Raw genomic sequence first — 25102 nt, 5'->3', positions numbered from 1 at the left:
GCATTTTATGAAAGAGACCGATACGCAGCTTGATAGAAGTAAGATAAATTTGATGCTCATGCACTATCCGCTCCCGGCAGGATACGATCCAAGCAAAGAAAATAGCCCAAGCTATCCAACCGTTATGACATTTTTGCCTAGCCAAGAGCCGATGATGGAGCTAGTTTATGAAAAGTCTATAAAGCAAGGCGCAAAATATATCTTCAAAACTCGTGCGAAAAAGCTACTTCGCGACAAAACAACTGGCAAAATGCAAGGAGCGATCGCGCAAAATATGGCTGATGGCTCATATATCAAGATAAATGCCAAATCAGTAATCTTAGCCACGGGAGACTATATGAATGATCCTGAGATGGTAAAAACATTTGTGCCGTGGGTGGCAAATTTCTTCTGTCCGTTTCCAAACAGAGACTACAAAAACAATCCGACAAACACGGGAGACGGGCATAAGCTTGGCTCATGGATAGGCGCAAAACTAGAAGACGGACCGCACGCACCAGTCGCTCACACGCTTGGCGGACCGCTTGGCGTTGATGCGTTTTTACTAACAAATGCAAAGGGAGAGCGCTTTACAAATGAAGATCTAAGCGGTCAGCAAGTCACTCAGCCGCTCTCTCGCCAACCAGGAGGCTTTGGCTGGCAGGTATTTGACTCTAAATTTCCAGAGCAAGTCGGCCTCATGGGCGTATCACACGGCAGTGTAAACCACTGTGTAGAAGATAATCCAAAGCTTCCACCTGACTGCCAGTGGGCGATAGGCAAAACATCGTATATATCGGTAAAAGATATTGAAGAGATGCCTGATGTATTTAAAGCAAACAGCATAGAAGAACTTGCCGGTATGCTATACCCTAATAATCAAAAGGCACAAACGCAGTTTTTAGCAACTATAAAACGTTACAACGAGCTATGCGACAAAGGTTACGATGATGACTTTGGTAAGACCGCAAAGAGGATGTTTCCAGTACGTCACGCGCCGTTTTATGCCGGCAAAATGGGAGTAGGTGCGAGCCTGGTCGTAATGGGTGGCTTTACCGTTGAGCCAAGCACTGCAAATGTACTAGATACTGACTATAACGAAATTTCAGGACTTTATGCCTGCGGTAATGTTATGGGCGGGCGCTTTTTAGGCGATTATCCGGTAGTTTTAGCCGGCACTAGCCACGGAACATGTCTATGCTACGGACGCTTAGCAGGCTATCAGGCTGCGGCGAACGCAAAAGGAGTAAAAGCATGAGCAAGAGAAGAAAATATACGATAATAGGGCTAATAATAGCTGCCGTCATAGGTTTTATAGCGTTTCATCAGGTACAAGCAGCTAGCCACAAAGCTGAATTTTGTATCATGTGTCACAACATGCAGCCAGAGTATGACTCTTTTACAAAGGGAAATATGCTAGCTAAAAAGCATAACGACGCAAATGTAACATGCCATGACTGCCACGTCCCAACCATAGGTGAGCAACTAAACGAGGTCAGGATGTATGCGATGGGCGATTTTGAGATGCCAACAAAACAAAGAGGATTTACAAACGAGCAGTGCACCAGCTGTCATAAGATAGACGATATCAGGAAAAAGACTGCGCACTATGGTTTGTCTAACCCGCATAATGGTGTCCATAATAGAGACAATGAAATGCTTCAGTGCCAATCATGTCACGCAGTGCATCATCCGCAAAAGCTAAATACTTGCATGTCTTGCCACCCGATAGACTGGAAAGTAGATAGTAGCTGGAAGATGTATCCGCCTAGCGAAAAATAATCTTTAATCCGCCTCGCTCGGGGCGGATTTATCTCCTCTGTAAATATAAATAGCTCAAGATAAGTTAAGCGGATTTTCTCTTATCAATTTTAGCAAAAAGCAATGGATCTCTCTTTTATATCTGTAGTTTAGTAGCTCAAATTTAAAACAATTTAGATATTTAATGCCGTCTATATATCGTTCGACTATTTCTTCAAAAATAGTAGGTATTTCTTCTTCTCGTATAACGTCTTTTAATATGAATATGTTGTTTATTCCTGAGGTGTCAATACTAAAACCTAATTCTTGAATGTTGTTGTCGGCCGCGTCCTTTAATTTATGCTGTTCGAGAAATAATTTTGAACCAGGAAGTGAATAAAAAAGAATTTCGGCGACATACCGTATGTAAAAAAAGTATTTTTTGAGCAATTCTTGACAATGAATCTAAATTTACTATTGGCGTAATTATCAAAACATAGTTTTAGTTCAAACTGAAACATATGTTAAAATATCGTCCAGATTTTTCACTATAAATTTTAAAATTACTTTATTAAGCCTTTTATACTTTAGCATTCTATTCTCGCTTTATCCCAAGCTTATCGCCAAAATTTTGTTTGATGTAGATATGCAAAATATCGATCGCGGCGGGCGTTACGCCGCTGATCTCGCTCGCAGCAAACAGCGTCGGCGGCGCGAAGCGATTTAGCTTCTGCACGATCTCGTTGCTAAGGCCTCCGATCTTGCTAAAATCGATCTGCGGCGGGATCGCGACGCCAAGCAGCCCCTTCATCCTCTCGACCTCGGCGCGCTGCATCGCGATGTAGAAATGATACTTGCACTGCGTTAAAATTTCATCCAAAACCTCATCGCTAAAGCCCTCAAAATGCGGTGCCAGAGCAAGCAGACCCGCCTTTGAAAAGCCGCTTTGAGAGGCGATTTTTTGCAAGCTACAGCTTTGTGAAATGGGCTCCGCTCCGATACTTTGCAGCAGGCTAAGCGTCTGTTTCGAAGGGGTAATCTGCTTTTTTAGCAAAAATTCCATTCCACTCTCTACGTCTAGCTTAAACTTGCGCGCCCGCTCGTAGCTTGCCTCGTCTAAAAGCCCGATCTCGCGGCCGTATTCGCTTAGGCGCAGCACGGCGTTGCCCTCGCGCAGCAGCAGACGAAATTCCGCGCGCGAAGTAAACATTCGGTAGGGCTCGTTCGTGCCTTTGGTAACCAGATCATCGATCAAAACGCCGATATACGCCTCATCCCTGCGCAAGATCAGAGGCTGCCGCCCGCGCAAATCAAGCACGGCGTTGATGCCCGCCATCAGCCCCTGCGCCGCGGCCTCCTCGTAGCCGGTGGTGCCGTTGATCTGACCTGCCAAAAACAGCCCGCGGATCTTTTTGGTCTCGAGGCTGTGTTTAAGCTCGGTAGGATCGATGAAATCGTACTCGATCGCATATCCCGGGCGGACGATTTTAGCATTTTCAAAGCCCCTGATCGTGCGCAGAAACGCAATCTGCACGTCGTAAGGAAGGCTCGTAGAAAGCCCGTTTACGTAATACTCCGTAGCCTCGCGCGTCTGCGGCTCGACGAAGACGTGGTGGCGGTCGCGATTTGGAAATTCATAAATTTTAGTCTCGATGCTAGGGCAGTAGCGCGGGCCCGTGCTTGAAATCTGCCCTGTAAACATCGGCGCGCGGGCGAAATTTTCGCGGATGACCTCGTGCGTGCGCTCGTTCGTATAAGCGATGAAGCAAGCAAGCTGCTTCGGCGCAAAATCCCTGCTGCGAAAGCTAAAAGCGCGCGGATCCGCGTCGCCGTCTTGGCGCTCAAGCACGCTAAAATCGATCGTCTTAGCATCGATCCTTGGGCAGGTGCCCGTCTTTAGCCGCCCCATTTGCAGCCCTAGACTTCGCAGCGATTCGGCCAGCTCGACGCTTGCTAGCTCGCCCACGCGCCCCGCTTGTAGCTTGTTTTCGCCTACGTGAATTAGCCCGTTTAAAAAGGTACCGGCGGTGATTATCAGATGCTCGGTCTCATAAACATTGCCAAGATGGCTCTTAACCCCGCAAATGCGCGGACCGTCGCCTTGCTCGCAGGTTAAAATTTCGCTCGCGATCTCCTGGCTGACGTCCAGCCCCTGCGTGTTTAGCAGTAAATTTCGCATATAGATGCGGTATTCATCCATATCGATCTGAGCGCGCGAGCCGCGCACCGCAGGGCCCTTGCTCTCGTTTAAAATTCTAAATTGCAGCCCGCATGCATCCGCCGCAAGCCCCATCTGACCGCCCAGCGCGTCGATCTCCTTTACCAGATGCCCCTTGGCAAGGCCGCCGATTGCGGGGTTACAGCTCGCAGCGCCGATCTGCTCGGCCAAGATCGTAATTAGCAGCGTCTTTGCGCCCATTTTTGCGGCGGCTAAGCTCGCCTCTATGCCCGCATGCCCGCCGCCCACAACGATAACGTCGTATTTCATTTTTTGCCTTTAAATTTAAAGCCGCAATTTTAGCCAAAATAAAATTTCAAAACGATAAATCGCACGCAGATACCGCAGACAAGCCGTCCGCAAAAATCGAGGCACAAAAGCGGCGTGGGGGGCGTGAAATTCCGCGTAAATTTTTAGCGAAAAATTCCTGCATCAAAATTTCACGCGCGAGCTTTGCTTTAAATTTAGCGTTGTATAATTACGCATTTTTTTCAAAAAGGCTAAGTATTGATAGACAAATTTTATGTTTCTGAGCTGAAAGATCGAGTGATAGGCGGCTGCGAGATTACAAGGGAGCAGGCGTTAGAGCTGGCGCAATGCGAGGATTTAGGCGCGCTTTTTGCGGCTGCGGATGAGATCAGACGCGAGTTTTGCGGCGATAAATTTAATCTCTGCACGATCATAAACGTAAAATCGGGGCGCTGTAGTGAGGACTGCAAATACTGCGCGCAGTCGGCGCATTTTAACACGGGCTGCGAGACTTACGGAATTTTGGGCGAGCAGCAGGTACTAAGCGCCGCGCTTGCAAACGAAACCGAGCAAACGCACCGCTTCTCGCTCGTCGCCAGCGGGCGCGGGATTTCTCAAAAAAGCTCCGATCTGAGAGCATACTGCGCGATCTATGAGCGGCTGCGAAGCGAAACGCGGCTGCATCTGTGCGCCTCGCTGGGAATCGCCTCAAAGCCCGCGCTGGCGCTGCTTAAAGCAAGCGGCGTGCAGACCTATCATCACAATCTCGAGACTTCGCGTAAATTTTATCCGCAGATCTGCACGACGCACAGCTACGACGACCGCATCCAAACGATACAAAACTGCCGCGCCGTGGGGCTTGACGTATGTAGTGGCGGGATTTTCGGGCTGGGCGAGAGCATGGAGGATCGCATCGATATGGCGCTGCAGCTGCGAGAGCTGGGCGTTAGCTCCGTGCCGATCAATATCCTGACCCCGATCAAGGGCACTCCGCTGCAAAACGCCGCGCCGCTAGCGCACGATGAAATTTTAAAATCGATCGCGATCTACCGCTTCATCTTGCCGCGCGCGTACTTGCGCTTTGCAGGCGGCAGGCGGAATTTGGGCGAGCACGTGCGCACGGCGCTTGGATGCGGCATCAACTCGGCGCTTACGGGCAATTTCCTAACCACCACCGGCGATAGCATCGCAAGCGATAAGGCGCTTGTGACGCAGTGCGGATTCGACCTAGCAAAGGGTGCGGATTAACGTCGGTCGGGAATTAAAGATAAAATTTAAGAGGTGGCTATGAAGTTAAAATTTTTCCTTGCCCTTATTTTGGTCGTCTTGCTTTGCGGCTGCTCGCCGCTCTCGCAGGACGGCAAGGAGGCTTTGTTTGCAACAGGCGCGAGTAGGTGCGACGTCGCAAGCTCGCTAAATAAGAAGCAGCCAAACCGCTGCGCGAAGCGGCAAAAAATCGACGCCGAAGTCGCGCGAAAGGCGCAAGAGCAAGCGGTATCGCAAGATACGCTTAATTCATTTAGGGCGAATAGCGCGCAAGCGCAGCAAAGAGCGCAGCAGCAGTATAGCGCCACGCAGCGAAGCCTAATGCAACAGCAAGCGCAGCAGCAGATGGGGCAGATGCAGCAGCGACAAAATATGCGAAATTTACAGAACGAACAGAACTGGAATAGATTGCGTAATCTTGAAAATATAAGCAGCGGGATTTAGCCGTGAATTTTACAATTTGATCTAAATTCTAATTCGCGCGACTTTAATTCTAGAGCAATTAGCCTCGGTAAAAATATGATGAATTTTTAATCAAAATACTCCAAAATCAAATGAGGTCTTAAATTTCAAGGGCAGGCAACCGAATTCTAGAAAATTTTAATTGATTTTAAGCAACGAAATGGTGACCCACAGGAGATTTGAACTCCTGTTACCGGCGTGAGAGGCCAGCGTCCTAACCACTAGACGAGTGGGCCGCGAAATTAGAAGTGAGATAATAGCGAAGTGTATATAAATTTTGGATTAAATTATATATTTTTGGCAAAAATAACACAAAATAAAATTTTCGCCGAAAACTTAAAGCTTTTTGGCATAGCCGCAAATCTTGGTGCTATAGAGAGTCCGATATGCCGCCCATTCTAGATGGCACATAAATAAGTTCCGTCGTTGCAGCCATAAGCCAAATCGATATCATAAAAGCTTGCTGCGCATTGCTATCTGCATCAAAAACGCTAATAATTTAATCGCGCTGATTCAAAGCAAACGATAAAGAAGTCAAATTTAGCATAGCTTTTATTTGGCTTCTAGGCTTTTTAGATACTCATATACTCTTTTATCCTCATTTTTCCTTGCCCAATCCGATGGAGTTACGCTTTGGTTATGAGAACATCTAGCTTTTGGATCGGCGCCTCTTTCTACTAGATATTTTACGATTTCTAGACTATGAGAACTTGCCGCATAATTTACCATGGAGCAACCATCCCTATCCTTTGCTTTAAAATTTCCGCCGTATTTTTCTAAAAGCTTTACGAGCCTAAAACTCTTCTCATTGTCGTGTTGGCTTCCGAATACGCTCATCATCATTGCGCTATCGGTCAGTCTTTTTGCGCACTCTAGCATCGCGCGAAGCGAATTTTCGCTACCTAGCATTACCGCCATTTCGATGGGAGTGGTATTTTCATGACCTTTAAAATTCGGATCACCGCCCATTTCGCAGTATTTTTTAGCATCTTCGGCGTTGTCTGAATATGCCGTTTTGTGAAGCAGCGTTTGTATCTCATCCGCGCTCAAACTCTCTTCGGTTTTGGATGCGACGGGAGAGATTTCGTCGTAAATCTCCTTTAATGAATTTGTACCATAGTATTTACCCGGCTCGTCTTTAAAAATCAAATTTATACCATTTAAATCCGTAAGTTCTATAGAGTCGTTTGTTTTTAAATTTATTATCTTGTTGAAGTTAAAAACTAAATCATCCTTTTTAACCCCACTATCAAAGATGAAAAAGTGGCTAAACTCGTAAGGAAATTCGTTTTTGTATTCAGGGTTTGACGCCGGATTTATTCTAGAATCGCCGATTTCTATCTTATCGTGCCCCCATCTTTTGCCGAAGATAAATATATTCGTACCCCAGCTTTTTGAAATTTTATCATCGTTCTCGCCCATTACGAAGATATCGTTTCCCCACGGGTCTTCCACATCACTTCTGCCGCCAGTCAAAATATAGACGTTGTTATTTCCGGGGCAAATTATAGAGTGCCTCGTATCGCTTTTGGCTATAATGATTTCGTCTGCGTTTTGGTTGCAGCGAGAATTTATATCCCAATATATGGTTTTGCTAAAATTTAAACTCACGTCTTCTAATACGGTGGTATCAAATCCTTGCGTCACTAAAATCTTTTTAGGAAAATATCCTTCCGCCTGCCCGTCTTTGATAAATTTTTCCAAACTTTGAAAGTCGGTTATATTGCCTCCAAAACAGCCGCCGACCACCAAAAACAATATAATGATAAATCTCATACTGTAAAGTTTTGTCAGAAGTCAAAGTGGGAAAAAATTTGAGATAGTCGCCCAAGGATAGGGATTAGGAGCAAATTTATTCAAAATCAAAGTGGCAAAATTTGATTTAAATTTTTTGACAAAAACCTTACGAAATTTTACACGGCTTTTAACACCCGTTTAAATGGGCATTAAAAGCATTTTTGCTATTCTGCATCTTCTGCGCCCTGCACTCTTTTGAGTGTGGCGATAAGCTTATCTCTAAATTTATAAATATCTTCGAGTTTTTCGAGTGGATATCTAGTCTCTTGTTTTTCTATCTCGTGAATGCCAATATATTTCTTCGCCGTATTAAAGTGCAATCTAGCTATCCATTTGCGGTTATTGTCGTCAAAGAGTACTCCAAAATAGCTTTGAGTATCCCTTGCATAAATTTTATCGAGCTCCACATATTCACCCAGTATTGATTTAATGATAAAAAAGCCCTGCAGCTCATCTTGTGTAGTTACAATCTTGGCTTCATCATTACTACTTTCGTCATCCTCGTCCGTGATATTTGCCGTTAAGCCCGCACGTACGGAATTTATCTTTTTTGAGGCAAGATCGGTCACTATCTCACTCAGAGCGGTTTTTGTATAGCTCTTAAAGTCCTCTAGCACACTTCCAGTTATGCGCGTTCCTTGCGGAAGTATTCTGCAGGCAAACATCCTCGCTAGATCGTCACTAGGCCTAGCGGTTTCTTCCTCAAATATCTTTTTTATCTCAAGTATGCGGCGCTGCTTATTCGCCATCTCCAGTATCGAGCTGATATTTAAATCGCTTTTCGTAAAGCGCTCAAGAGCCTTTACGTCGCGTTTATTGAGCTCATCGAGGTTTACGATGAGAAACGGATTATCGTCGAGCTTGTTTTCCTTGTTGATGTCGGAGTAAAAGCGATACTCTACGCCGTTGGTCAGCAATGCAAATTTAGCGTCCGTAACGCCGAAATATCGATATAGTTGGCTTGAATGCTTGTCGAGTACTTCGGTGTGCTTCTTGACCTCTACGATGATGAGCGGCTTACCCTCGTGCATGATAGCGTAATCGACCTTTTCGCCCTTTTTGATGCCCACATCGGCGGTGAATTCGGGCACTATGACGTTAGGGTCGAATATATCGTAGCCTAAAATTTGAAAAAACGGCATCACAAACGAGTGCTTCGTGGCTTCTTCGGTTTGTACGGAGTCCTTGATGCTCGATATTCGAGCACCCAGGCGCTGTAAATCCTCATATAAATCCATAAATTTATCCTTTTATATCGATTTCATATTACGCAACGTAGGACCTTGCCGACGATATATACTTGCAAATCGCTATCCGGTCCTATCTCGTAGCTATCGTATTCTTTATTGACGCTTTTGATGTGCAGTACGCCGTCGGGGCTTTTTTGTAGCAGCTTCACCATAAAATGGTCGCAGTAATTGACGATATATAGCCCATCTCCTTCAAATTTTGCCGTGACGTCCACAATCACCCAGCTATCCGGATAAAGCATCGGCACCATAGAGTAGCCCTCTACCGGCATGCAGCGAATCCTACTCGTATTTTTGGGGCATACCTTAAAAAGCATCCGAGAAAAAGGTACCAATACATCGGTGTCGTAGATCTCGATGCCGTTTATATCGACGCTTTCGCCGGCGCCTACGGATGAGCTAAGCTTGCGGATAAAAATTTGATCCGTCTCGGTTTCTTTAAGGTTTGAGGGACTAACGTCATTTTTGCCAATACTTACGTCATCACTAACGTCAATACTTACGTCAAAATTTTCATTTGCTAAATCTGAAATACTAATTTCAAAAGCATTAGCTATTTTCTGTAAATTCTCTCTAGTGGGATTTTTACTTGCTTTTTTGCTTTCGTATAGTTGAATAGTAGATCTCCCAACTCCAGATATTTTGGCTAGTTCGTCTTGCGACCATTCCCTTTCTTTTCTTAAAAAACTAATCTTTTGAGCTAAATCCACAGGAACCCCTTGACAAACCTAATAAATTAGGTTATAATTCAAAATATACTTAGAAAAGATGATACCTATAAAAAGGTTAAGATTTTCTAAAAGTTCTTTGAATTTCCATTGTTAAGGTAAAGATAAGGAGATCATATGGATGATATGGTTTGGTGGATAGTGTTTATTTTGTGGAGCTATCTATTTTTGTTCGATGAATAAATGGGCCTCTCGCTCCCTAAAACGAGAGGCCGCAGGATCATTCTTCGTCCGTCTTGTCGGTGGCGTTTGCATTATCGCTCTGCTTTGGTTTTTTGCTTGCGGTAATGTTAAATCCGCCACTTTGAGATTCGCCGGTAATATTGCGGCTATTTGCTCGCATTTGAGCCGGTTTAATCTGCGTAGACTGATTAAACGCCGGGCGACTATCGACCGTTTTGGCGACTTCGGCACTTTTATCCTTTTTCTCTTCAGCCATATTTTCACCTCCTTTCTCGTGATATACGGAAACTATAGCAAACGAAGAGATAAAAAATATTACCGCGAAAGATAAGTAAGTAACGACTCTTAAAATTCTACCGGTTTTATTTACGTTATCTTGAGCGAGGCCTAAGGCTTGCGACGTAACGTCTAACATAGCTATTAGTCCCTGCGCATGCTCGCTATCGTCTTGCGCGATATTATCTTTAAAATATGCGTTATCGAGATTGGCAGTGAGCCTAACGGCACTGCTTTTAATGGCTATTAGGCAAAGAGTAATTATTGCCACGGTAGTTATAACGATCGCCGATAAAAAATAAAATTGCGATGAGCTTATCTCATCTAGTTTTATCGCATAAAAAGCCGCACCTACGATACTAAAAGAAAGCCACAGAAACATCCTAATCAGGGTTAATTGAGAGGGGATGACAGAGGTAGTGATATTATCTAAATCTTTGCGTTTAGCTTCGAGATTTAGCTTCAAATTTTTCTCGTAATTTTCAAGACTCTTAGCTTTCGGCTCATCTTTTCTAGTTTCCATAATATCCCCTTTTTTGCGGAATTTTTGAATAATATTATATCGGCAAAGCGCTTAAGTTTTTACTTTAATAATGGAAAAATCTAAAAAAGGAGCAAATATGCCAGGATATAGAGTAAAACCGGTCTCAAAGGCCGTGAAGCAAAAGCTAAAGTATGATCTAAAAGACTACTGTGCGATGCGAGGACTAAGCTTAAGCAGCTTTTACAAGGGCTATATAAGCCAAAAAGCTAAAAAGATACTAGAAAAAGACGGCATAAAGGTAGCCTAATGTGGGTAAATTCCAAACGTGCGGCTGAAATTTTAAGTGTAAATTTAAGAAAACTACAAAGAAGAGTAGTTAAAGCCCAAGCTAGTGGGAAAAAATTTTGCACTATTAAACCTAATATATTAGGTTTCACCTACACAGATGGCATCGGTCGCGGTGGTAAAACCCTTCAAATTTGGATTGACGATAGCCTGATAAACAACGAAAGCAGCGAAATTTCGCGACAAAGCGAGAGCGTTTGCGACAATAAGCACGGCGGAGCAAATTTAAACGGCGCGGCTGCGGCAGATCCGTTCGCAAGCGGCGATACGTTAAACTTAAGCAATACATTAAGCTGCGATAGTGCGCCAAGCTTGGGCACCGAGCCGGGCTCGGGCGGCGCGAGGCGAGATTTAAACAGCGCAGAGCCGAACTCAAGCGATCCGAGCAGCGCGGCAAGCCTCCCGGCTATCGCCGTTTGCTCGGATAAAAAACGCAAGGCCGCTTTTGAGAAATACGACGTAATCAAGGCGTGGGAAGATGCAAAAGGCAAGATAAGTGAGGCTGCTTTTCTGGAGTATATCAACGCGAAAAAGATATGCCCCGTAAAGGTAACCGCAAATAAGCTCTACGACTGGCAGCGTAAATTTAAAAGAGGCGGGCTGGATGCGCTAGTGGACGAGCGGGATAATAATAAGACCCTAAAGCTTGACGCGCTAGGTCTTGCGCCGCTTTGTGTGGAACTGATACTCGCATGCAGCGGTATGGGCAAGGTAGATATAACAAACATCTACAAAGCACTAAATTATCACGCGGCAAAAAACTCTCTCATAAACTTTGAGGATTTTCAAGGCAAAAGAGACGAGATTGTAAGCTATGAGGTCGTAAATCGCTTCGTAAACAACTACCTAAACAAAAATAAGCTTGTAAAAAACATCATCCTTTACGGCGAGGATGGAGCGGTCGGTCGCGGCTTACCGGCTCTTGGCATCAGTAACTACGCCGTAAGCACGATAAACGAGGTCGTGGAAATAGACGGAAGTCCGCTCGATCTCATCTGCAGCGCTAGCGAGCTTTGCGATCTCATCGGCTGGCAAAACGTCAGCACTATCTTTAAAGACAAAGACGAATTTCAAAACTATGTAAAAGAGTGGCAAAAGCGCTACACCATCATTGCCCTAATCGATACGTATAGCGGAGTAGCGACCTTTCACATCAGCGATAGTGAGAATTCCCTCTCTATCGCTAGAGCCGTCGCTAAATATATCGTGCGCTACGGCAAGCCGAAGGTAATCAAGGGCGATAACGGCAAGGCGTTTAAGAGCGAATATATGAAAGAGGTTTTAGGCGCGCTTGATATCGAATATAAGGCGGTAAGAGCCTATAGCGGCTGGCTTAAGCCCTACGTAGAACGAAATTTTAGAGCTTTGCAGCATAGCTTCAGCGCAAATTTGGCGGGCTTCATCGGACACAATATCTCGCAGCGCCAGGCTATAGAGTTTTTCCGCTCTAAAAAAGAGCGCCGCCTAAAAAGAGGCTACAAAACAAACCTAACGATGCTAAAAAATCTAAACGAGGTGCAAGAGCTAATGGATATGTATGCGGAAAAATTTCTAAACACACGCTACCTCGAGCGCCTTGATACTACCTGCGCAGCTGCGTATAGCGCAAAGATAGGCGATGCTGTGTATATGGACGCTCTAAGCATCAGCGCGCGTCTTGGCGGACGAGAGCTAAAACACGTGCATAAAAAAGGCATTAGCCTAGGCGGCGTGAGGTTTTATAGCGTGGAGATGTATGGGCTTGAGCGCGTATGGGTCAGCAAAAACGTCAATAATATAAATGAGTGCTTTTTGTGGAGCGAGGATAACAAATTTATCGGCGTTGCCTCTACGCTTGATTTGGATGAGGGAGTGAGCGCCGAGGAGGCCAAAAGCGCGCAAAAGCTATTTAATAAGCGCCTAAAGGAGACCAAAAAGCAGATGGACGCTGCATCGATCGCACACCGAGCGGATTTTGAGCAGATAGTGCGCATGGTAGAAGCTAAGCCTGCCACGATGCCTAAGCCGCAAGCGGCAAATAACGAAAGCAGGCTAATAGATGCCGCGCTAAAAGGGGCTAAAAGCTTGAACTCTAGCGTAGCTTTGAGCGATGAAATTTTAAGCGCGCAAGCTGCGCAGCGCAAAGCGGAGCGCAAGATAAAGAGCTTTGAGGAAGTAGTCTGCGGATAAGGCGCTTTTAAAGGACATAATATGTCTTTTAAAAGCCCCTTACGGGCAAAGGAGAAAATATGCAAGAGATTATATCTAAGCTAAACGAATTCTTAGAGGGCGGAAGCGTGAGTATGAGCGCGCTTGCGCGGGCTTTGGGCATTAGCCCAGGAGCGATTAGCCAGTTTCGCGCGGGCAAATACAGGGGCGATAATGCGGCGATCGCAGCCAAGATAAGCGCCTATATCGACGCTAGCGCCAAAAAAGCAAAAGAGTTTGCCACCTCGCCCGCGCGAGATGAAATTTTTAACTCGCGGGATTATAAGATGGCGAATTTCGTCATCTCCGAAGCCGTAGGCGAGCGCGAGATAGCTTTGCTTTACGGCACCGCAGGTAGCGGCAAGAGCACGATACTACGCGACTTTGCTGCCAAAAATCCTAACGCGGTACTTATTGAGGCTACCTGCCACACCAACGCTAACGCTTTGCTTGGCGAGCTATGCGAAGCGCTAAAGCTGGAAGCCGCGGGCAGCGCGAATGCAAAATTAAAAGCGATTTCAAGCTTCTTAAAAACCGCCGATAAGGTGCTGCTAATCGACGAAGCCGAGCATCTGCCTCTAAGAGCGCTTGAGGATCTACGTAGAATTTACGATTTTTCGAGCACGCCGCTAATTCTAGCGGGCACGGAGATTTTGCTAAAGAATTTAGTGGGGCGCAATAAGGAGCTTAGGCAGCTATATAGCCGCATTTGCGGCAAATGGGCTATGCAGGGGCTCAGTAAAGAGGAGAGCGATGCCTTTTACGGCACGGGGATCTTCGCTCACGCCAAAGGCAACTTCCGCGCGTCCGAAAAGTTGCACAAAAAGTCGGTCCGCCTAGCGGCTCTTAACGGCTGCGCCGTGGGCGAGGAGATCATAGCCCAAGCCTGCGGCATGGTAATTTTATAAGGAGGAATAAGAGATGAAAGCGTATAAGGGTATGAAAATGAGCGATCTAAAAGCTTGCAAGGATGAGATCATAATCGCGCACTCATTCATTCTATTTCACACCCCGCGAGGTTGGATTGCAAAGAGAAGACACCGCGAGAGCATAGCGGTACCGGTGCCGAGATTTCATCGAGGACTAGGAACGATTTGGAGTTAGGCAGCTTTGATTTTAAATGGCGCCCCGTGCGGGCGTCTTATAAAGTCAAATAAAGGAGCGGATATGAAATTTCCTAAAGAGCTGCAAGCCAAACGCACCAGGTGCATCGTCTATACGAGAGTAATGGGCTATCTGCGCCCGGTAGAGAGCTTCAATATCGGTAAAGTGGGCGAGCACAAAGAACGTGTGCTGTTTGAAGAGAAAAAAGATGAGAGCCGTACTAAGTAAGCGCGAAAGCGCAAGAGATCTAAGAGATGATGCCGACGCCAGCCGTAAAGAGCTTGCGGCGATATTCGGCATCAGCGTAGGGCGCGTAGCTGCTATAGAGCGGGCAGCACTTGCGAAACTCAAGCACCCTAGAAATCATGGGAAGTGGATGGCAATATTTGAGACTATCGCAGAGATAGAAAAATGCAGAGCTCAAAGGCTCGGTAGCGGCTGGAGCCTAAAAGGAACGAAGAGTTGAAGCTGAAAGATCTAATCAATCTAAGCGCCGAAAACTACAGCGCGAGCTCTTTGCGCGAACTGCACGCAAAGATGAGCGCCGCCGTGCCCGCTATGGTGCGCGTAGGTCTGCGCTCGGTGCGTCGCGACGAAATAAGAGGCGGGCAGCTTGTAAAGGGCTGGGCGTTTTATGTGAGTTTTTGCTACGGATCTAAAAAGCCCTGCGCGGAAATCGCGAGCTTTGGTAGGCTTCACATCTGCGCCGATGAGACGATGGCAAACGATTCGTATATTGAGAAAATTTTAAAATATCTAAAAGAGGCATAGCATTTATCAAGCCCTCTGCGAGGGTTTATATAAGCGCTAAAGCTTAAATTTTAAAGGAAAGGAGAAAAATATGGACAAACGAACGGCAAGGCTCTGTTTCGTAAGCTCGCCGTATGCAAGTATCCCGTGCAAGCATGAGCGAGATCGCGACTACTATGCCCGCAAGCTTGCCGAGCAAGCCTGCGCCATCGTGCGCGCTAACGGCTACGAGCCTATATCGCCCGTGCTTGCATGGATGGGAGTGTATAGCGAGCTAGAGCGCGAGCGAATAATGAAAAACTGCGAGGAGCTCCTCTCGGTATGCAGCTACTACTACTTTTTTGCCTGCGAGGGTAGCGAGAATAGCAAGGGTATGGCATACGAGCGAGAGCTTGCAAGGCAGCTCGGCGCGAGGGAGCTGAAATTTAGCTTGTTTGAGTAATGGCTGTGCGGATCGTAAAGAAGAATAAAAATAAACTTCCGATCTGCTTACGATACGGCTACGTCATAAAATACAGCCTAGCCGAAAAATTTAAAATTTTAGAAAGGAAAAGATATGGAAGCAACAAAAAAGCTCATATGCCGCATGATAAATGAAGCAGAACTCAGCCACGGCTACGCTAGCGCTAGAGTAGAGCCACCATACGATGATGATCCTGTGCTTGCAGTAGCACAGGCGACGGCAGATGCCACCATAGAGACGGCGGGCAAAATCCTAAATAGTCTCAAAGCAGAGGAAGAAGAGACGATTAGTGAACTTGAAAAATTCGTGAAAGGCGAGATAGCGGAAATCAAGGCGGACGAGCGATATCATTACGAGCCCGCGGATGTCTTTTCGAATGCTCCGCTAGCACTCATTCAAATGCGAATGGACGGTTCGATTCATGCCTATAAAATTGTGCTTGAAAAAATCAAAAATTTAAAAGAAGGAGAAAAAGATGCAGATAAATAATTTTGCAGACGTCGATAACGCGCTAAAGCGAGTATGTGAGCTTGAGGTGGCTTTGACCGATATAAACGGCGAGATAACGCTAAAGTGCAACGAGATCAAGGACGCACAAAAAGCCCGGGTTGAGAAGCTAGACAGCGAAAAGAAATATATCGAAGCTCAAATCACCGCATTTTGTGAAAGCAATAAGGCGGAGTTTGCCGAAAAGCGTAGTAAGGATTTCACCTTCGGCAAGATCGGATACAAACTAAGCAAGAGCGTAAGCTTGCCGCGCATCAAAGAAAAGGTCGAAAAGCTCATCAAAGCGCTAAAGAGCTATAAGCTTGATGATTGCATCACGTACGAAGAGACTATAAACAAAGAAGCTATCGTGGAGCTCGATGACGCAAGCCTCGTTAAGCTTGGGCTAAAGCGCACGGTTAAAGATAACTTCCGCATAGAGACTAAGATAGAGAATTTGCAAAGCGCAAATGTCTAAAAAGGATAGTAGATGAAAAACGACTCGCTAACTTCAAAAGAGAGCATGTTTCAAATATACTGGAGCAAATTTAAAGGCTCAAGAGATAATAAATATAGGCTTTTGCCTAGATATGTCAGAAGAGCGAAACTAAAGACATTTGTTAAAGGGCGTTAAGCCCTTTAACAAGCCTTTTAATCATCTTTAAAGGCTTGTTAAAGAGTTTAAAATTTTAAGGAAAAACGATGGCTATTTTACTATCCATAAAGCCTAAATTTGCAGATATGATACTTGGTGGTGTTAAAAAAAGTAGAATATAGAAAAGCACTAGCCTCTATCGCAAATGATAGGATATTTTTATATGCCACGGCGCCGATAAAAAAGGTGGTCGGCGAGGTAAAAGTCAAAAGAGCCGATAGAAGCGAAAACAAAGAGGCGGTATGGGCTTGCTATTTGGACTGCTCGGGAATTACTAAAGAGGAATTCGACGAATATTTTAAGGGTAAAAAATGTGCCTCTTGGTATTTTTTAGAAGAGCCAATAAGATATAAAAAACCTCAAAATATAAGATATTTCGGAGTAAAAAGTGCCCCACGAAATTTCATATATCTAAAGGACAAGCGATGACCAAATCCCAAGAGATCTACCGTAAGCAGCTTCTAACCCGCATTCACACCGCCTCACTATACAAGCAAATAAAGGCGGCGGATGCGTGGGAGGATTGGCTTGGCTTCCGCTTCGGCGTCTATAGCTGCAAGGAGCTAAGCATAAGCGAGCTTGAGCGCGCGCTTGATATTTTATGCGGCCGCGCAGAGGACGGGACGGACTTCAAGCCCGACGTACTGGGGAGAAATTTGATCTACAATGCAAGCGGTAAGCTCTGCAAGGCGAAGCGGAGCAGCAAAGACGCGAAGCCCGTCGTCAAAAAAATAAGCCCGTCGCAGTTTGCTCGCATAAGCGCGCTTGCCGCCCACCTTGGTATGGACGAGCGGGGGCTTTTGGGCTTTACGATGCGGCAATGTAAAATTTTGCTCGGCAAGGAAGAGCAGCTGGCAAAGCTAAGCGCGGCAAACGCAAGCAAGCTAATCACCGGGCTAAGCAAGATCGCACAATTTCGTGCCAGCAAAGGGCAAGTATGATCTGCCCGAAGTGTGCCTACGAAAAAACCTGCGTCATAGCCACGATCAAAAGCACTACGGTGCAGCGTTGGCGCAAATGCCCCAAATGCGGCACCAGCTTCTGCACGATAGAAATTTTAAAAACCGATGAGGAGCTAAATAGATATGCAAAAGAGACTCTGAAAGAAAAATTAGACCGCCCCGAATAATCCCATAAAATCATAAAAACTCTACTTTACCGCCTTTTCTATTTCACGGATTAGATAGCTTTCTATATCTTTTTGCAACGAGGGCAGAAGCGCTCCGCTTTTATCTATCGGCAGAAACGGACGAGCAGGGATATAGATACCGCGCCCCCAGCCGTTATGTGAGCCGAATTGATGCGTTAGCCCATAAGGAAATCCATCGCGCGAGCTATTATTGCTTATTGTAACGCTGGTTTCGCCTGCCTCGACATTCCATCGATCCGCTAAATTTCCGCTTAGACGTAAAATCTTCTTGCTGCCGCCGGCGCCGAATTTCGCCAAAAATACGCGGTTACGCGCCCTTGCGCCTTTAGGTGCGCCACTTTTTCTCATATATGCTATGGCGGTATTTGCGCTAAGAGGCGCCCACGCCTGCCCAAATGGGCTGCGCTCTCGCTCGAAGCTTAGCTCTATCTGCAGCTTTACCTTTTCGCCGATACTTGATAGCTTGCTTTTCATCTGCGCTCCGCTTAGGCTATTCTGCAGCGCTGTAAGCTCTGCCTCTATCTCCTCCATGCCTGTGATTTTTATTGACATTTTTCCGCCTTGGTGGTATAATCGCCTTAATAAAGCCGCTTATGCAAGTAACGTTGGTAACTTGGCTAATTTATTAGCGGATGGCGGGTTCGACTCCCGCAAGCGGCTTTATTTTATTTCCTCTAAATCGTATGTCCTCAAATCTTTCCTATCTATCTTACCTAGAGTAACGATTAAATTAGATATTCCAAATTTCTTTATCGTGTAATCTAGTGTTATGACCGCTTTGTTAATCTTGCTCTTATCTTGCTCATCATCCCAAAAAATCAAAATATCTTTTTTGCTCTTTTTATCAAAAAAATATCTTTTAGTCTTATCTAAAATTTTAACCAACTCTTTAATTTCATCTATGCGAAGTGCCTGATCGTATTTGCTCTTGCGTTCGGGCGAAAAGTGCAAAATTTTCTCTTTATTTAAGACTATACCTATATCTGCTAGCTCGGTTTGCATCGTTTCGTTATAAAATTTCACTATATTCGGTTTTAGGGTTCCTACTTGAAAGGTATTTATAGGGCTCTTTATATTTTTCTTTATCAATAGTTCGCTTACGGCTTCAAGTAGCGAGGCCTGCCAAACATAAAGATCGCGCTTATGCGAAAAGTCATTTAAATCATCTTTTACCGCATTTTTAAGGCTCTTTGAATTCGCGCGGCTTTTGCTAAATTTCGCGAGCTTTTCAGATAAAACCTCGTCTAAATTATCCGTCTTGCCGACGTTATATGCCCAGTCGGGGTGGATTTTAGTATGCGGGATATCCTCCGCTATGCTCCAGCCCTCTCGCCGCAGATCGTCGTCATCTACCGCCTGCACCTTGCAGCGACAGTTCCAGCCGTTCGGCGGATAGCCCTTATCCCAAAACGGATGGTTTTTAGGCAGTATCAGCCCGTGCAGCGCGCGGTGGCTCGCCCTGGTGCGATCATCCAGCACCGCGACGTAACGAAAATACGGCAGATCCGAGCTCATTTGGCTCTGATAGCGCGCGGCGGCATAGGCTACTCGCATATTGGTGTTATAGATATTTTTTAATCGCCTGTCGCCGACGTAAATTTGCTTTTGCTCGCCCGTTTTTGGATCGGTTACGACTACGTCTCCGAGCCAGCCTTTGCGCGCGAGGGTATCTTTGATGCCGCGCTTCCATTCATCAAATCCTTGCCCCTTTTGCGCGGCAAGAGCTAAGCTATCTTGAATATCTTTCAGCAGATCAAGCCGCGTGATCTTTGCGACAGTAAAGACGCGATGATGCGCCTCGTGCATAATCTCGTCATAATCGAAATGAAGTTCCGCCCGTTTCTTTTTGATATATTGTACGACCTGCTGCGGCGGAGCAAAAAAGCTAATATTCATCGTCATCCGCGCCTAAAATTTCAGCATTCGCTATAATCCGAAATAGCTCATCCTCCAGCGCATCGAGTTTAAAACCGAGTGGATTTTTAGCAAGTATCTCGTAAGCCTGCTCGTAGGTTTGGGCTTTATCTACCACGCTTTTAACGTATGATGAAATTTGCGAGCTTGCGGCGCTAAAATCGTGCTGCGCGGTTTGCCTCTCTATCTCTGTAAGATATTTGCCCTGTTTTGTCGCATTCGCAGAATTTTTTTCTGCGTCCGTCTGTGCGGCTGGCTTACCTTCCGTATTTTTCGGCGCGCTTTTTGCGCTAGGAGGCAGGTCAAACTCCTTTGCCATATCCTCTACGCTCATCTCATAGCCTAGCTCGTGCAAAATTTGCAGCATCTGCGCGCGCTGAAGCAGATCCACGTCCTTTTCAATTTGGATGTTTAGATTTGCCTTTTTGCCAAGACGTGCGTATATCCGCTCTACCAGACGGGTTACGAATTTCACGTCCGCAGCGACTATCTCGGCGCGGTTTTGCTCGTGGGTTTTGCTCATTGCGTAGCTGCCGCTTTGCGCGGTATTTGCATTCGAACTCAATACCGAGCCGTTGATGACCTTGGCGATCTCGGCATCACAATAGCGCACAAACTCCATAAAATCGGCTTGGCTTCCTCTACCCTCCAGCACCTTGACGATATCGCTAGGTCCTAGCACCGCGTAACTGCCGCTTTTGATACTCTCAAGCGCTTCAGCCATTTGTGTGATGACGTTTTCGTCTCCACTTGAGCTATTGCCAATAAGAGGCGGCACGCCCAAAAACTCCACGAATTTCAGGTAATGGCTCAGCACGAAATGCTTGGCAAACACGAGCCATAAAATTTTCAGCAGCGCCGGATCTTCCTGCCTCACTACGATGAAAAACGGCTCTTTGGCTTCAATATCGCGTGAGCCTATCCGTAGATATGGCTTGTTTTCCACAATATTGATATATATTCTATCTACTACGTCAAATTTTATGTTCGCGTCCTCGTCCGCATATACCTCCAGCACCGCAAGCCCGAAAAGCCTTGCTTGCAGACCCGCCTCGATAATCTGCTCGATATTTTCGTTTTGATCCTCGCCTAGATCGTGGGTAAAAAATTTATTCTCTACCGAACTTAAACGCTTTTCTATTTCAGCCCCTACGGCGCTATCCTTATCCATTATGAGCGAAAATGCAGGGAATAGATAATTCTGCTGTTTAGTAAGCAGTGCGGCGCGGATCTTAGAGGGGCTTAGCTCTACATATCCCGCTACGTCGGTCTTAGAATAAGCTCCTTTAGGCCTTAAAAGCTTAATGAGCGATCTTAAATCTTGTTTTTTCATCCATTATCCTTAAAATTCATTTGCGTGCGTTTTAAGCGCCTTTTAGCCCTTGGACGATAAATCGCACGTCCAAAAATATTTAAACGCTTTTAAACGGTTTTTAAAAGCGTTTAAACGGCATTGTTCTTATTAGCTCTGCAACATATCTTTTATCATATCGCGTTTGCGTTTCCGCTCTTTTATTATCTGCCTAGCCCTTGCATAATCAAACGCCGGTACCTTTGCGATGCGCCATGCCATCTCTAGCGCATCCAGCCCGTCATCATGCGCGCTTTTAGGGTAGGTATCAAGCTCGTCTATGAAAACGAGCGAGTTTTTATCGCTTAGGATCACGCCGTTATTTATAGGCGGGGTTAGGCTATCTATGCGAAGCTGCTTAGGCACGCTGTTTTTAAGCTCTATGATAGGCAGATAAAGCCCCAGTTCGCGGGCTTTTTTATCGAGCATATCCTTAAAAAACTCCTGAAACTGAATAGTTTCGATCGCGATTTTAAGCGGGCGGTTAAGCCGTAAAATTTCAAGCGCCGCTGCTATGATGCGATCCATCATAAGCTCGGGCTTTACTTTTGCCATCTTAACGCTTACATAAAATTTGCCCTCATACGCCCCAAGCGTAGCTACGGCGAAATAATCGCCCTTGCTTTTTCCTAATGCGGGGTCAATCCCCATATAATAGGCGTCGCAAAGAGGCATCTGCTCGAAAGTTTGATACCCGCTAAAGCTTGCCTCCTCTTTACTCAGCGGCTCGTTTTGATATTCGCTCATAAAGGCGCCTTTGGAGCTTAAAAACTCCTGTTTTATGGGCTCTTTATCCAGCCTGCTGTCATCTAGCAGCAGCTCTTTCATATCCCATTTTTTATCATCTACATTTGCGGGAAAAGCGCGCACCAGCGGATAGGATAGAGTTTTGAAATCCGCTCTTGCTTCGATGCGAAAGAGCAGGCTATCGTAATGCAACGTCGTGCCTACTACGACGATATTATAAGCGTTATCGCCGCGGGCAGGCAGCTTCATAATAGCCTTTTCAAACCACTCATAAAGTTTGTCGCGCTGCGCTTTCGTTTTTACGTTTTCGTCGTTTTCCAGATCGTCGCAAATGATAAGATCCGGACGAAATCCTCGCCAGTTTTCGCCGCGGATCTTTTTGCCTGCGCCGTAAGCGGAAATTTTAAACGCCTGCTTACCGCTATAAAATACGATCTCCTCCTCCGTCCATTTATCGCCTTTGCTGATACCAAAATCTCTAATCAAAAGTTCGTTTTCCTCAAGCTCATTTTTTATAAACTCGATCGTCTTTTTAGAGAGATTAATCGTCGCGCTGATGATTACGCAGTTGCGCTTTCGTGCAGTTACCGCGGTATTAAAGAGCACCCAAAGCCGTGAGATTAGAGTGGTTTTGGCAGCTCCTCTGTAAGCCTTAAAAAGCAGATGCCTATTTTTCGTGCTTAACCCTGCCTCATTTTTATAGAAATCTGCCCTAAATTTCGAGGTTTCAGGTAAGCGCACGTGAGCGCCAAAATAGATCCGCACGCACTCTTTAAAGCTTGCGCGCGCAGCCTTTATCCTAGCGTCTCTTTGTGGATCAGCGGCGCGCTTGAGGGCTTTGAGCTTGGCGCGAAGCGCTTCGATATTTTCGTTTGCAATCATTGCTTGAGCACCCGGCGTAAAATTTCATCCGCATTCGCAGCTAAAAACTCCGTCACGGCATCGCATTTTTTCTTCGTGGCAAGATCAGCAATCTCATTTATCGCGCGGCTTGCGGCGTCTAGCATTTGAGCCTTCAAATCCGTTTTTAATGGGGCTTTAAGACTATAATAGGTTTGCGTATAATCTTTTAAAATTTCTAGTCTCTCTTGAGGCGGCAGCTCCTGCATCTGTGAAAACGCCCGCTCGAAGCTTTCTATCAGCGCAAGGATAAAACCTTGCTCGCTTTTGATGGTATTACTCTGCTCTCTGTTTTTTGCAAGTGCCAGCTCATCCCAGTCCTCGCCCGCGGCTTTTGCTCTAGCCTTGGCGGCATAGATGCTTTGGCGACTTACGCCGCAAGCAGTTGCGATGTCGGTGATTGAGTAACCCCTAATAAACATATCGCGCGCCGTTTTAACGTCCACATCGCTCTCCTTAAATTTTCTAAAGATCGACGGATTTCAAACGATTTTTTAGAGTTGCGCCGTGCTGCGACGGGACAATCTAGCCCGTCTCGCACGCGCACTCAAAAATCGCTTAAACTACGCCTACTTTATCCTAAAATATCGCCTGCATTTTAATCCGCTGCAATATTTATACTTTTACGTTGTTTTACCTCACATTTTAGCTCGAAATTTTTTTCATTTCACTCTTGATAGCCCCTAAATAGAGTGATTTCAGCAGCATTTGTGCGTATAATACCGCCAAATTTCGAGACGGAGGCAGTATGAGACAAGGTATAAATAGCGTTTTAGAGCTAAATTTTAAGCAGGACGAAAAGGTAAAGGTTTCTCCGGTCGGCGAAGTGATAGGTCTTGACGGGCGAGCGTTTCGGATCGACGGTGCCGCGCTGATAGCCTCCATAGAAAAAAACGCCCTTGATATCGCCCTCGATGAAAACCACAGCTTTGGCGCGGCTTTAGGGTGGTTTGATAAGGATAGTTTCGAGCTTAGAGACGGCGGAGTTTACGCGAGCCTCAGCCTCAATAAGACGGGCGAGGAGCTTATAGGCTCGCGGGCATATCGATACCTAAGCCCCGTTTTCGATATGGGCGAGAATAGACGGGTGATCGGGCTTGATAGCGTAGGGCTTGTAAATCGCCCAAATTTGCTAAATAATGCAATCAACTCAAAAGGAGAGGAAGAGATGGATAAAGAAATTTCGGAGCTTTCGGCGAAAATAGACGCCCTGGGCAAGCAAATAGAGGAGCTTAGCACAAATGCCGCTCGCGACAAAGCGGAGGATACGGCGGCTCAAAAAAGCGAAGCAAACGCGAAAGAGAGTACTGCTGCAGAAAGCGAAGCGAATGCAAAAGAAAGCAACGCGATAGTAGAAAAGATCACGGCGCTAGACGGGCAAGTACAAAAACTCAATTCGCTTTTGGGGGCATTTTTCAGCAAAAAGGAGCTTCAAAAAAATAGCGCGTCCTCCTTGAGCGACGAGCAGAAAAAGGTAGTCTCGCTTTTGGGGCTGAGCGAAGAGGAATATGCAAAGGAGATTAAATAATGGCAAATTTTGAAGAGACATCGATCGGCTTTAAGGCGGTCTTTCAAAAGACCTTCAACGATACCAAAAGCGAGGCGGATGTTCTTGCTATGCGCGTAGAAAGCAACGATCTAAGCGAGAAATATGTTTGGCTGGGTAACTTTCCGATGATGAAAGAGTGGGTCGGCGATAGAGATATCAAAAAGTTCAAGGATTATGGCTATGCGCTAGAAAATCAGCCTTTCGAAGCTAGCGTTACGGTGCCAAATACTCATCTTGAATATGACAAAGTCGGGCTCTATAAACCTGCGATCGAACAGATGGCGTTCAATGCGAAAAAATTTGGCGGCGCGCTAGTGGCGAAAATTCTAGCCAATGCGGCCGACTCCACAAAGGGCAAATGCTACGACGGTAAGGCGTTTTTTGCCGCCGATCATGCGGTGGGCAGCGATACCTATGCAAATAGCGGCACCGGCGCGCTGGATACGGCGCATCTTTTAGCTGCGGAAGCCTATATGATCAGCATCAAAGGCGACACCGGGCAAGCCCTGGGCGTAAGTCCGACGCATCTAATCTGCGGTCCTAAAAACCTTGCCGCGGCGATTACTGCGGTAAATAAGGAGCATTTAACCGCAGGCGAAACAAACCCTACTTTTAAGCGTTATAGTTTGCTCGTTTTGCCGGAGATCGCGGGCACTGAGTGGTATTTGATGGATCTAGGCAAACCGGTGCGCCCTTTTGTGCTTCAAGTTGCGAAAGATGGCGTCTTTGAGAGCAGCGACGACCATAAATTTATGAAAGACGCTGCACTATTTGGCTGCAAAAGCTTTATGAACGCAGGATACGCATTGTGGCAGCTTGCCTATATGTCTACAGGAAAATAAGGAGATAAGATGCATTATTGTGCGGAG

General features: G+C 45.9%; 29 protein-coding genes and 2 tRNA genes. 20 read left to right on the top strand and 11 right to left on the bottom strand.

Features of this window, described 5'->3' with window-relative positions:
- Both Q0144_RS03655 and Q0144_RS03650 read left to right on the top strand, forming a co-directional pair.
- On the top strand, nt 1–1237 hold a 1237-nt coding region (locus Q0144_RS03655; protein WP_298061818.1), incomplete at its 5' end, for an FAD-binding protein.
- Nucleotides 1177–1761, top strand: a complete 585-nt coding sequence (locus Q0144_RS03650) for a cytochrome c3 family protein (RefSeq protein WP_298061817.1) — start codon at nt 1177–1179, stop codon at nt 1759–1761. The genes Q0144_RS03655 and Q0144_RS03650, both read left to right, overlap by 61 nt.
- 553 nt (nt 1762–2314) lie before the next feature.
- Here Q0144_RS03650 and mnmG read toward each other — a convergent pair.
- Nucleotides 2315–4207, bottom strand: a complete 1893-nt coding sequence (gene mnmG / locus Q0144_RS03645; RefSeq protein ID WP_298061815.1) for a tRNA uridine-5-carboxymethylaminomethyl(34) synthesis enzyme MnmG — start codon at nt 4205–4207, stop codon at nt 2315–2317.
- A gap of 237 nt (nt 4208–4444) precedes the next feature.
- Between mnmG and bioB the strand changes: the two genes are divergently transcribed.
- Complete coding sequence (bioB, locus tag Q0144_RS03640; protein WP_298061813.1) at nt 4445–5434, top strand: biotin synthase BioB; 990 nt, start codon at nt 4445–4447, stop codon at nt 5432–5434.
- A 39-nt stretch (nt 5435–5473) separates the two neighbouring features.
- Nucleotides 5474–5896 carry a hypothetical protein gene (locus Q0144_RS03635; protein ID WP_298061811.1) on the top strand — a complete coding sequence of 141 codons (423 nt, stop codon included), beginning with the start codon at nt 5474–5476 and terminating at the stop codon, nt 5894–5896.
- A gap of 179 nt (nt 5897–6075) precedes the next feature.
- On the opposite strand, the gene Q0144_RS03630 is transcribed toward Q0144_RS03635, so the two are convergent.
- The 5 genes from Q0144_RS03630 to Q0144_RS03610 all read right to left on the bottom strand — a co-directional run bounded on the left by Q0144_RS03630 (nt 6076) and on the right by Q0144_RS03610 (nt 10671).
- Nucleotides 6076–6150 (bottom strand) — tRNA-Glu (locus Q0144_RS03630).
- A gap of 316 nt (nt 6151–6466) precedes the next feature.
- Nucleotides 6467–7690: an ankyrin repeat domain-containing protein gene (locus Q0144_RS03625; protein ID WP_298061809.1), complete on the bottom strand. Its 1224-nt coding sequence runs from the start codon at nt 7688–7690 to the stop codon at nt 6467–6469.
- Between the two features lie 185 nt (nt 7691–7875).
- Nucleotides 7876–8949 (bottom strand): type I restriction endonuclease, encoded by a 1074-nt coding sequence (locus tag Q0144_RS03620; protein WP_298061806.1) that lies wholly within the window; start codon nt 8947–8949, stop codon nt 7876–7878.
- Between the two features lie 23 nt (nt 8950–8972).
- Nucleotides 8973–9671: a helix-turn-helix domain-containing protein gene (locus Q0144_RS03615; RefSeq protein ID WP_298061804.1), complete on the bottom strand. Its 699-nt coding sequence runs from the start codon at nt 9669–9671 to the stop codon at nt 8973–8975.
- Nucleotides 9672–9909: 238 nt separating this feature from the next.
- Nucleotides 9910–10671: a hypothetical protein gene (locus tag Q0144_RS03610; RefSeq protein WP_298061802.1), complete on the bottom strand. Its 762-nt coding sequence runs from the start codon at nt 10669–10671 to the stop codon at nt 9910–9912.
- 97 nt (nt 10672–10768) lie between these two features.
- Here Q0144_RS03610 and Q0144_RS03605 point away from each other — a divergent pair, with 97 nt between their 5' ends.
- The 13 genes from Q0144_RS03605 to Q0144_RS03545 all read left to right on the top strand — a co-directional run bounded on the left by Q0144_RS03605 (nt 10769) and on the right by Q0144_RS03545 (nt 17751).
- The gene (locus Q0144_RS03605; RefSeq protein ID WP_297895305.1) at nt 10769–10939 is read left to right on the top strand and encodes a hypothetical protein; all 171 of its coding nucleotides are present in this window, start codon (nt 10769–10771) and stop codon (nt 10937–10939) included.
- Nucleotides 10939–13146, top strand: coding sequence for a transposase family protein (locus Q0144_RS03600; RefSeq protein ID WP_298061799.1), 2208 nt, complete (start codon nt 10939–10941; stop codon nt 13144–13146). The genes Q0144_RS03605 and Q0144_RS03600 overlap by 1 nt, the downstream gene beginning before the upstream one ends.
- Nucleotides 13147–13205: 59 nt before the next feature.
- Complete coding sequence (locus Q0144_RS03595; RefSeq protein WP_298061797.1) at nt 13206–14072, top strand: AAA family ATPase; 867 nt, start codon at nt 13206–13208, stop codon at nt 14070–14072.
- A gap of 13 nt (nt 14073–14085) precedes the next feature.
- The gene (locus Q0144_RS03590) at nt 14086–14268 is read left to right on the top strand and encodes a hypothetical protein (RefSeq protein ID WP_298061795.1); all 183 of its coding nucleotides are present in this window, start codon (nt 14086–14088) and stop codon (nt 14266–14268) included.
- 63 nt (nt 14269–14331) lie between these two features.
- Nucleotides 14332–14496, top strand: a complete 165-nt coding sequence (gene nrdD, locus Q0144_RS03585; protein WP_298061793.1) for an anaerobic ribonucleoside-triphosphate reductase — start codon at nt 14332–14334, stop codon at nt 14494–14496.
- Entirely contained in the window at nt 14477–14734 is a 258-nt protein-coding gene (locus Q0144_RS03580) for a sigma factor-like helix-turn-helix DNA-binding protein (protein WP_298061791.1), read from the top strand. The genes nrdD and Q0144_RS03580 overlap by 20 nt, the downstream gene beginning before the upstream one ends.
- Nucleotides 14731–15039: a hypothetical protein gene (locus tag Q0144_RS03575; protein ID WP_298061789.1), complete on the top strand. Its 309-nt coding sequence runs from the start codon at nt 14731–14733 to the stop codon at nt 15037–15039. Before Q0144_RS03580 ends, Q0144_RS03575 begins: the two co-directional genes overlap by 4 nt.
- Nucleotides 15040–15109: 70 nt before the next feature.
- A complete protein-coding gene (locus tag Q0144_RS03570) occupies nt 15110–15460 on the top strand; it encodes a hypothetical protein (RefSeq protein WP_298061788.1) in 351 nt (116 codons plus the stop codon).
- Between the two features lie 114 nt (nt 15461–15574).
- Complete coding sequence (locus Q0144_RS03565) at nt 15575–15970, top strand: hypothetical protein (RefSeq protein WP_298043124.1); 396 nt, start codon at nt 15575–15577, stop codon at nt 15968–15970.
- A complete protein-coding gene (locus Q0144_RS03560; protein ID WP_298043126.1) occupies nt 15957–16445 on the top strand; it encodes a host-nuclease inhibitor Gam family protein in 489 nt (162 codons plus the stop codon). Before Q0144_RS03565 ends, Q0144_RS03560 begins: the two co-directional genes overlap by 14 nt.
- A 273-nt stretch (nt 16446–16718) precedes the next feature.
- Nucleotides 16719–17051, top strand: a complete 333-nt coding sequence (locus tag Q0144_RS03555; protein ID WP_298061786.1) for a hypothetical protein — start codon at nt 16719–16721, stop codon at nt 17049–17051.
- Nucleotides 17048–17563, top strand: a complete 516-nt coding sequence (locus tag Q0144_RS03550) for a hypothetical protein (RefSeq protein WP_298061783.1) — start codon at nt 17048–17050, stop codon at nt 17561–17563. The genes Q0144_RS03555 and Q0144_RS03550 overlap by 4 nt, the downstream gene beginning before the upstream one ends.
- A complete protein-coding gene (locus Q0144_RS03545) occupies nt 17560–17751 on the top strand; it encodes a hypothetical protein (protein ID WP_298061781.1) in 192 nt (63 codons plus the stop codon). The genes Q0144_RS03550 and Q0144_RS03545 overlap by 4 nt, the downstream gene beginning before the upstream one ends.
- Before the next feature lie 21 nt (nt 17752–17772).
- Here Q0144_RS03545 and Q0144_RS03540 read toward each other — a convergent pair whose 3' ends face one another.
- A complete protein-coding gene (locus Q0144_RS03540; RefSeq protein WP_298061779.1) occupies nt 17773–18324 on the bottom strand; it encodes a phage virion morphogenesis protein in 552 nt (183 codons plus the stop codon).
- A gap of 34 nt (nt 18325–18358) precedes the next feature.
- Between Q0144_RS03540 and Q0144_RS03535 the strand changes: the two genes are divergently transcribed.
- A tRNA-OTHER gene (locus tag Q0144_RS03535) sits at nt 18359–18432 on the top strand.
- Here Q0144_RS03535 and Q0144_RS03530 read toward each other — a convergent pair.
- From Q0144_RS03530 to Q0144_RS03515, 4 genes are all read right to left on the bottom strand, one after another.
- Nucleotides 18433–19668 carry a phage minor head protein gene (locus Q0144_RS03530; RefSeq protein WP_298061777.1) on the bottom strand — a complete coding sequence of 412 codons (1236 nt, stop codon included), beginning with the start codon at nt 19666–19668 and terminating at the stop codon, nt 18433–18435.
- Entirely contained in the window at nt 19658–21019 is a 1362-nt protein-coding gene (locus Q0144_RS03525; RefSeq protein WP_298061772.1) for a DUF935 family protein, read from the bottom strand. Before Q0144_RS03525 ends, Q0144_RS03530 begins: the two co-directional genes overlap by 11 nt.
- Nucleotides 21020–21148: 129 nt before the next feature.
- Nucleotides 21149–22666 carry a phage terminase large subunit gene (gene terL / locus Q0144_RS03520; RefSeq protein WP_298061768.1) on the bottom strand — a complete coding sequence of 506 codons (1518 nt, stop codon included), beginning with the start codon at nt 22664–22666 and terminating at the stop codon, nt 21149–21151.
- Nucleotides 22663–23130: a DUF1804 family protein gene (locus Q0144_RS03515; RefSeq protein ID WP_298061766.1), complete on the bottom strand. Its 468-nt coding sequence runs from the start codon at nt 23128–23130 to the stop codon at nt 22663–22665. The genes terL and Q0144_RS03515 overlap by 4 nt, the downstream gene beginning before the upstream one ends.
- Before the next feature lie 302 nt (nt 23131–23432).
- Here Q0144_RS03515 and Q0144_RS03510 point away from each other — a divergent pair, with 302 nt between their 5' ends.
- Together Q0144_RS03510 and Q0144_RS03505 are read left to right on the top strand one after the other, a co-directional pair.
- Nucleotides 23433–24212 (top strand): phage protease, encoded by a 780-nt coding sequence (locus Q0144_RS03510; RefSeq protein WP_298061764.1) that lies wholly within the window; start codon nt 23433–23435, stop codon nt 24210–24212.
- Nucleotides 24212–25075 (top strand): Mu-like prophage major head subunit gpT family protein, encoded by an 864-nt coding sequence (locus Q0144_RS03505; RefSeq protein WP_298061762.1) that lies wholly within the window; start codon nt 24212–24214, stop codon nt 25073–25075. The genes Q0144_RS03510 and Q0144_RS03505 overlap by 1 nt, the downstream gene beginning before the upstream one ends.
- Nucleotides 25076–25102 lie beyond the last annotated feature (27 nt).

The sequence above is a fragment of the uncultured Campylobacter sp. genome (assembly GCF_938045345.1).
Taxonomy (GTDB): Bacteria; Campylobacterota; Campylobacteria; order Campylobacterales; family Campylobacteraceae; genus Campylobacter_B.
The sequence above is the reverse complement of the archived record's forward strand: the minus strand, read 5'-3'. Positions and strand labels throughout refer to the sequence as shown.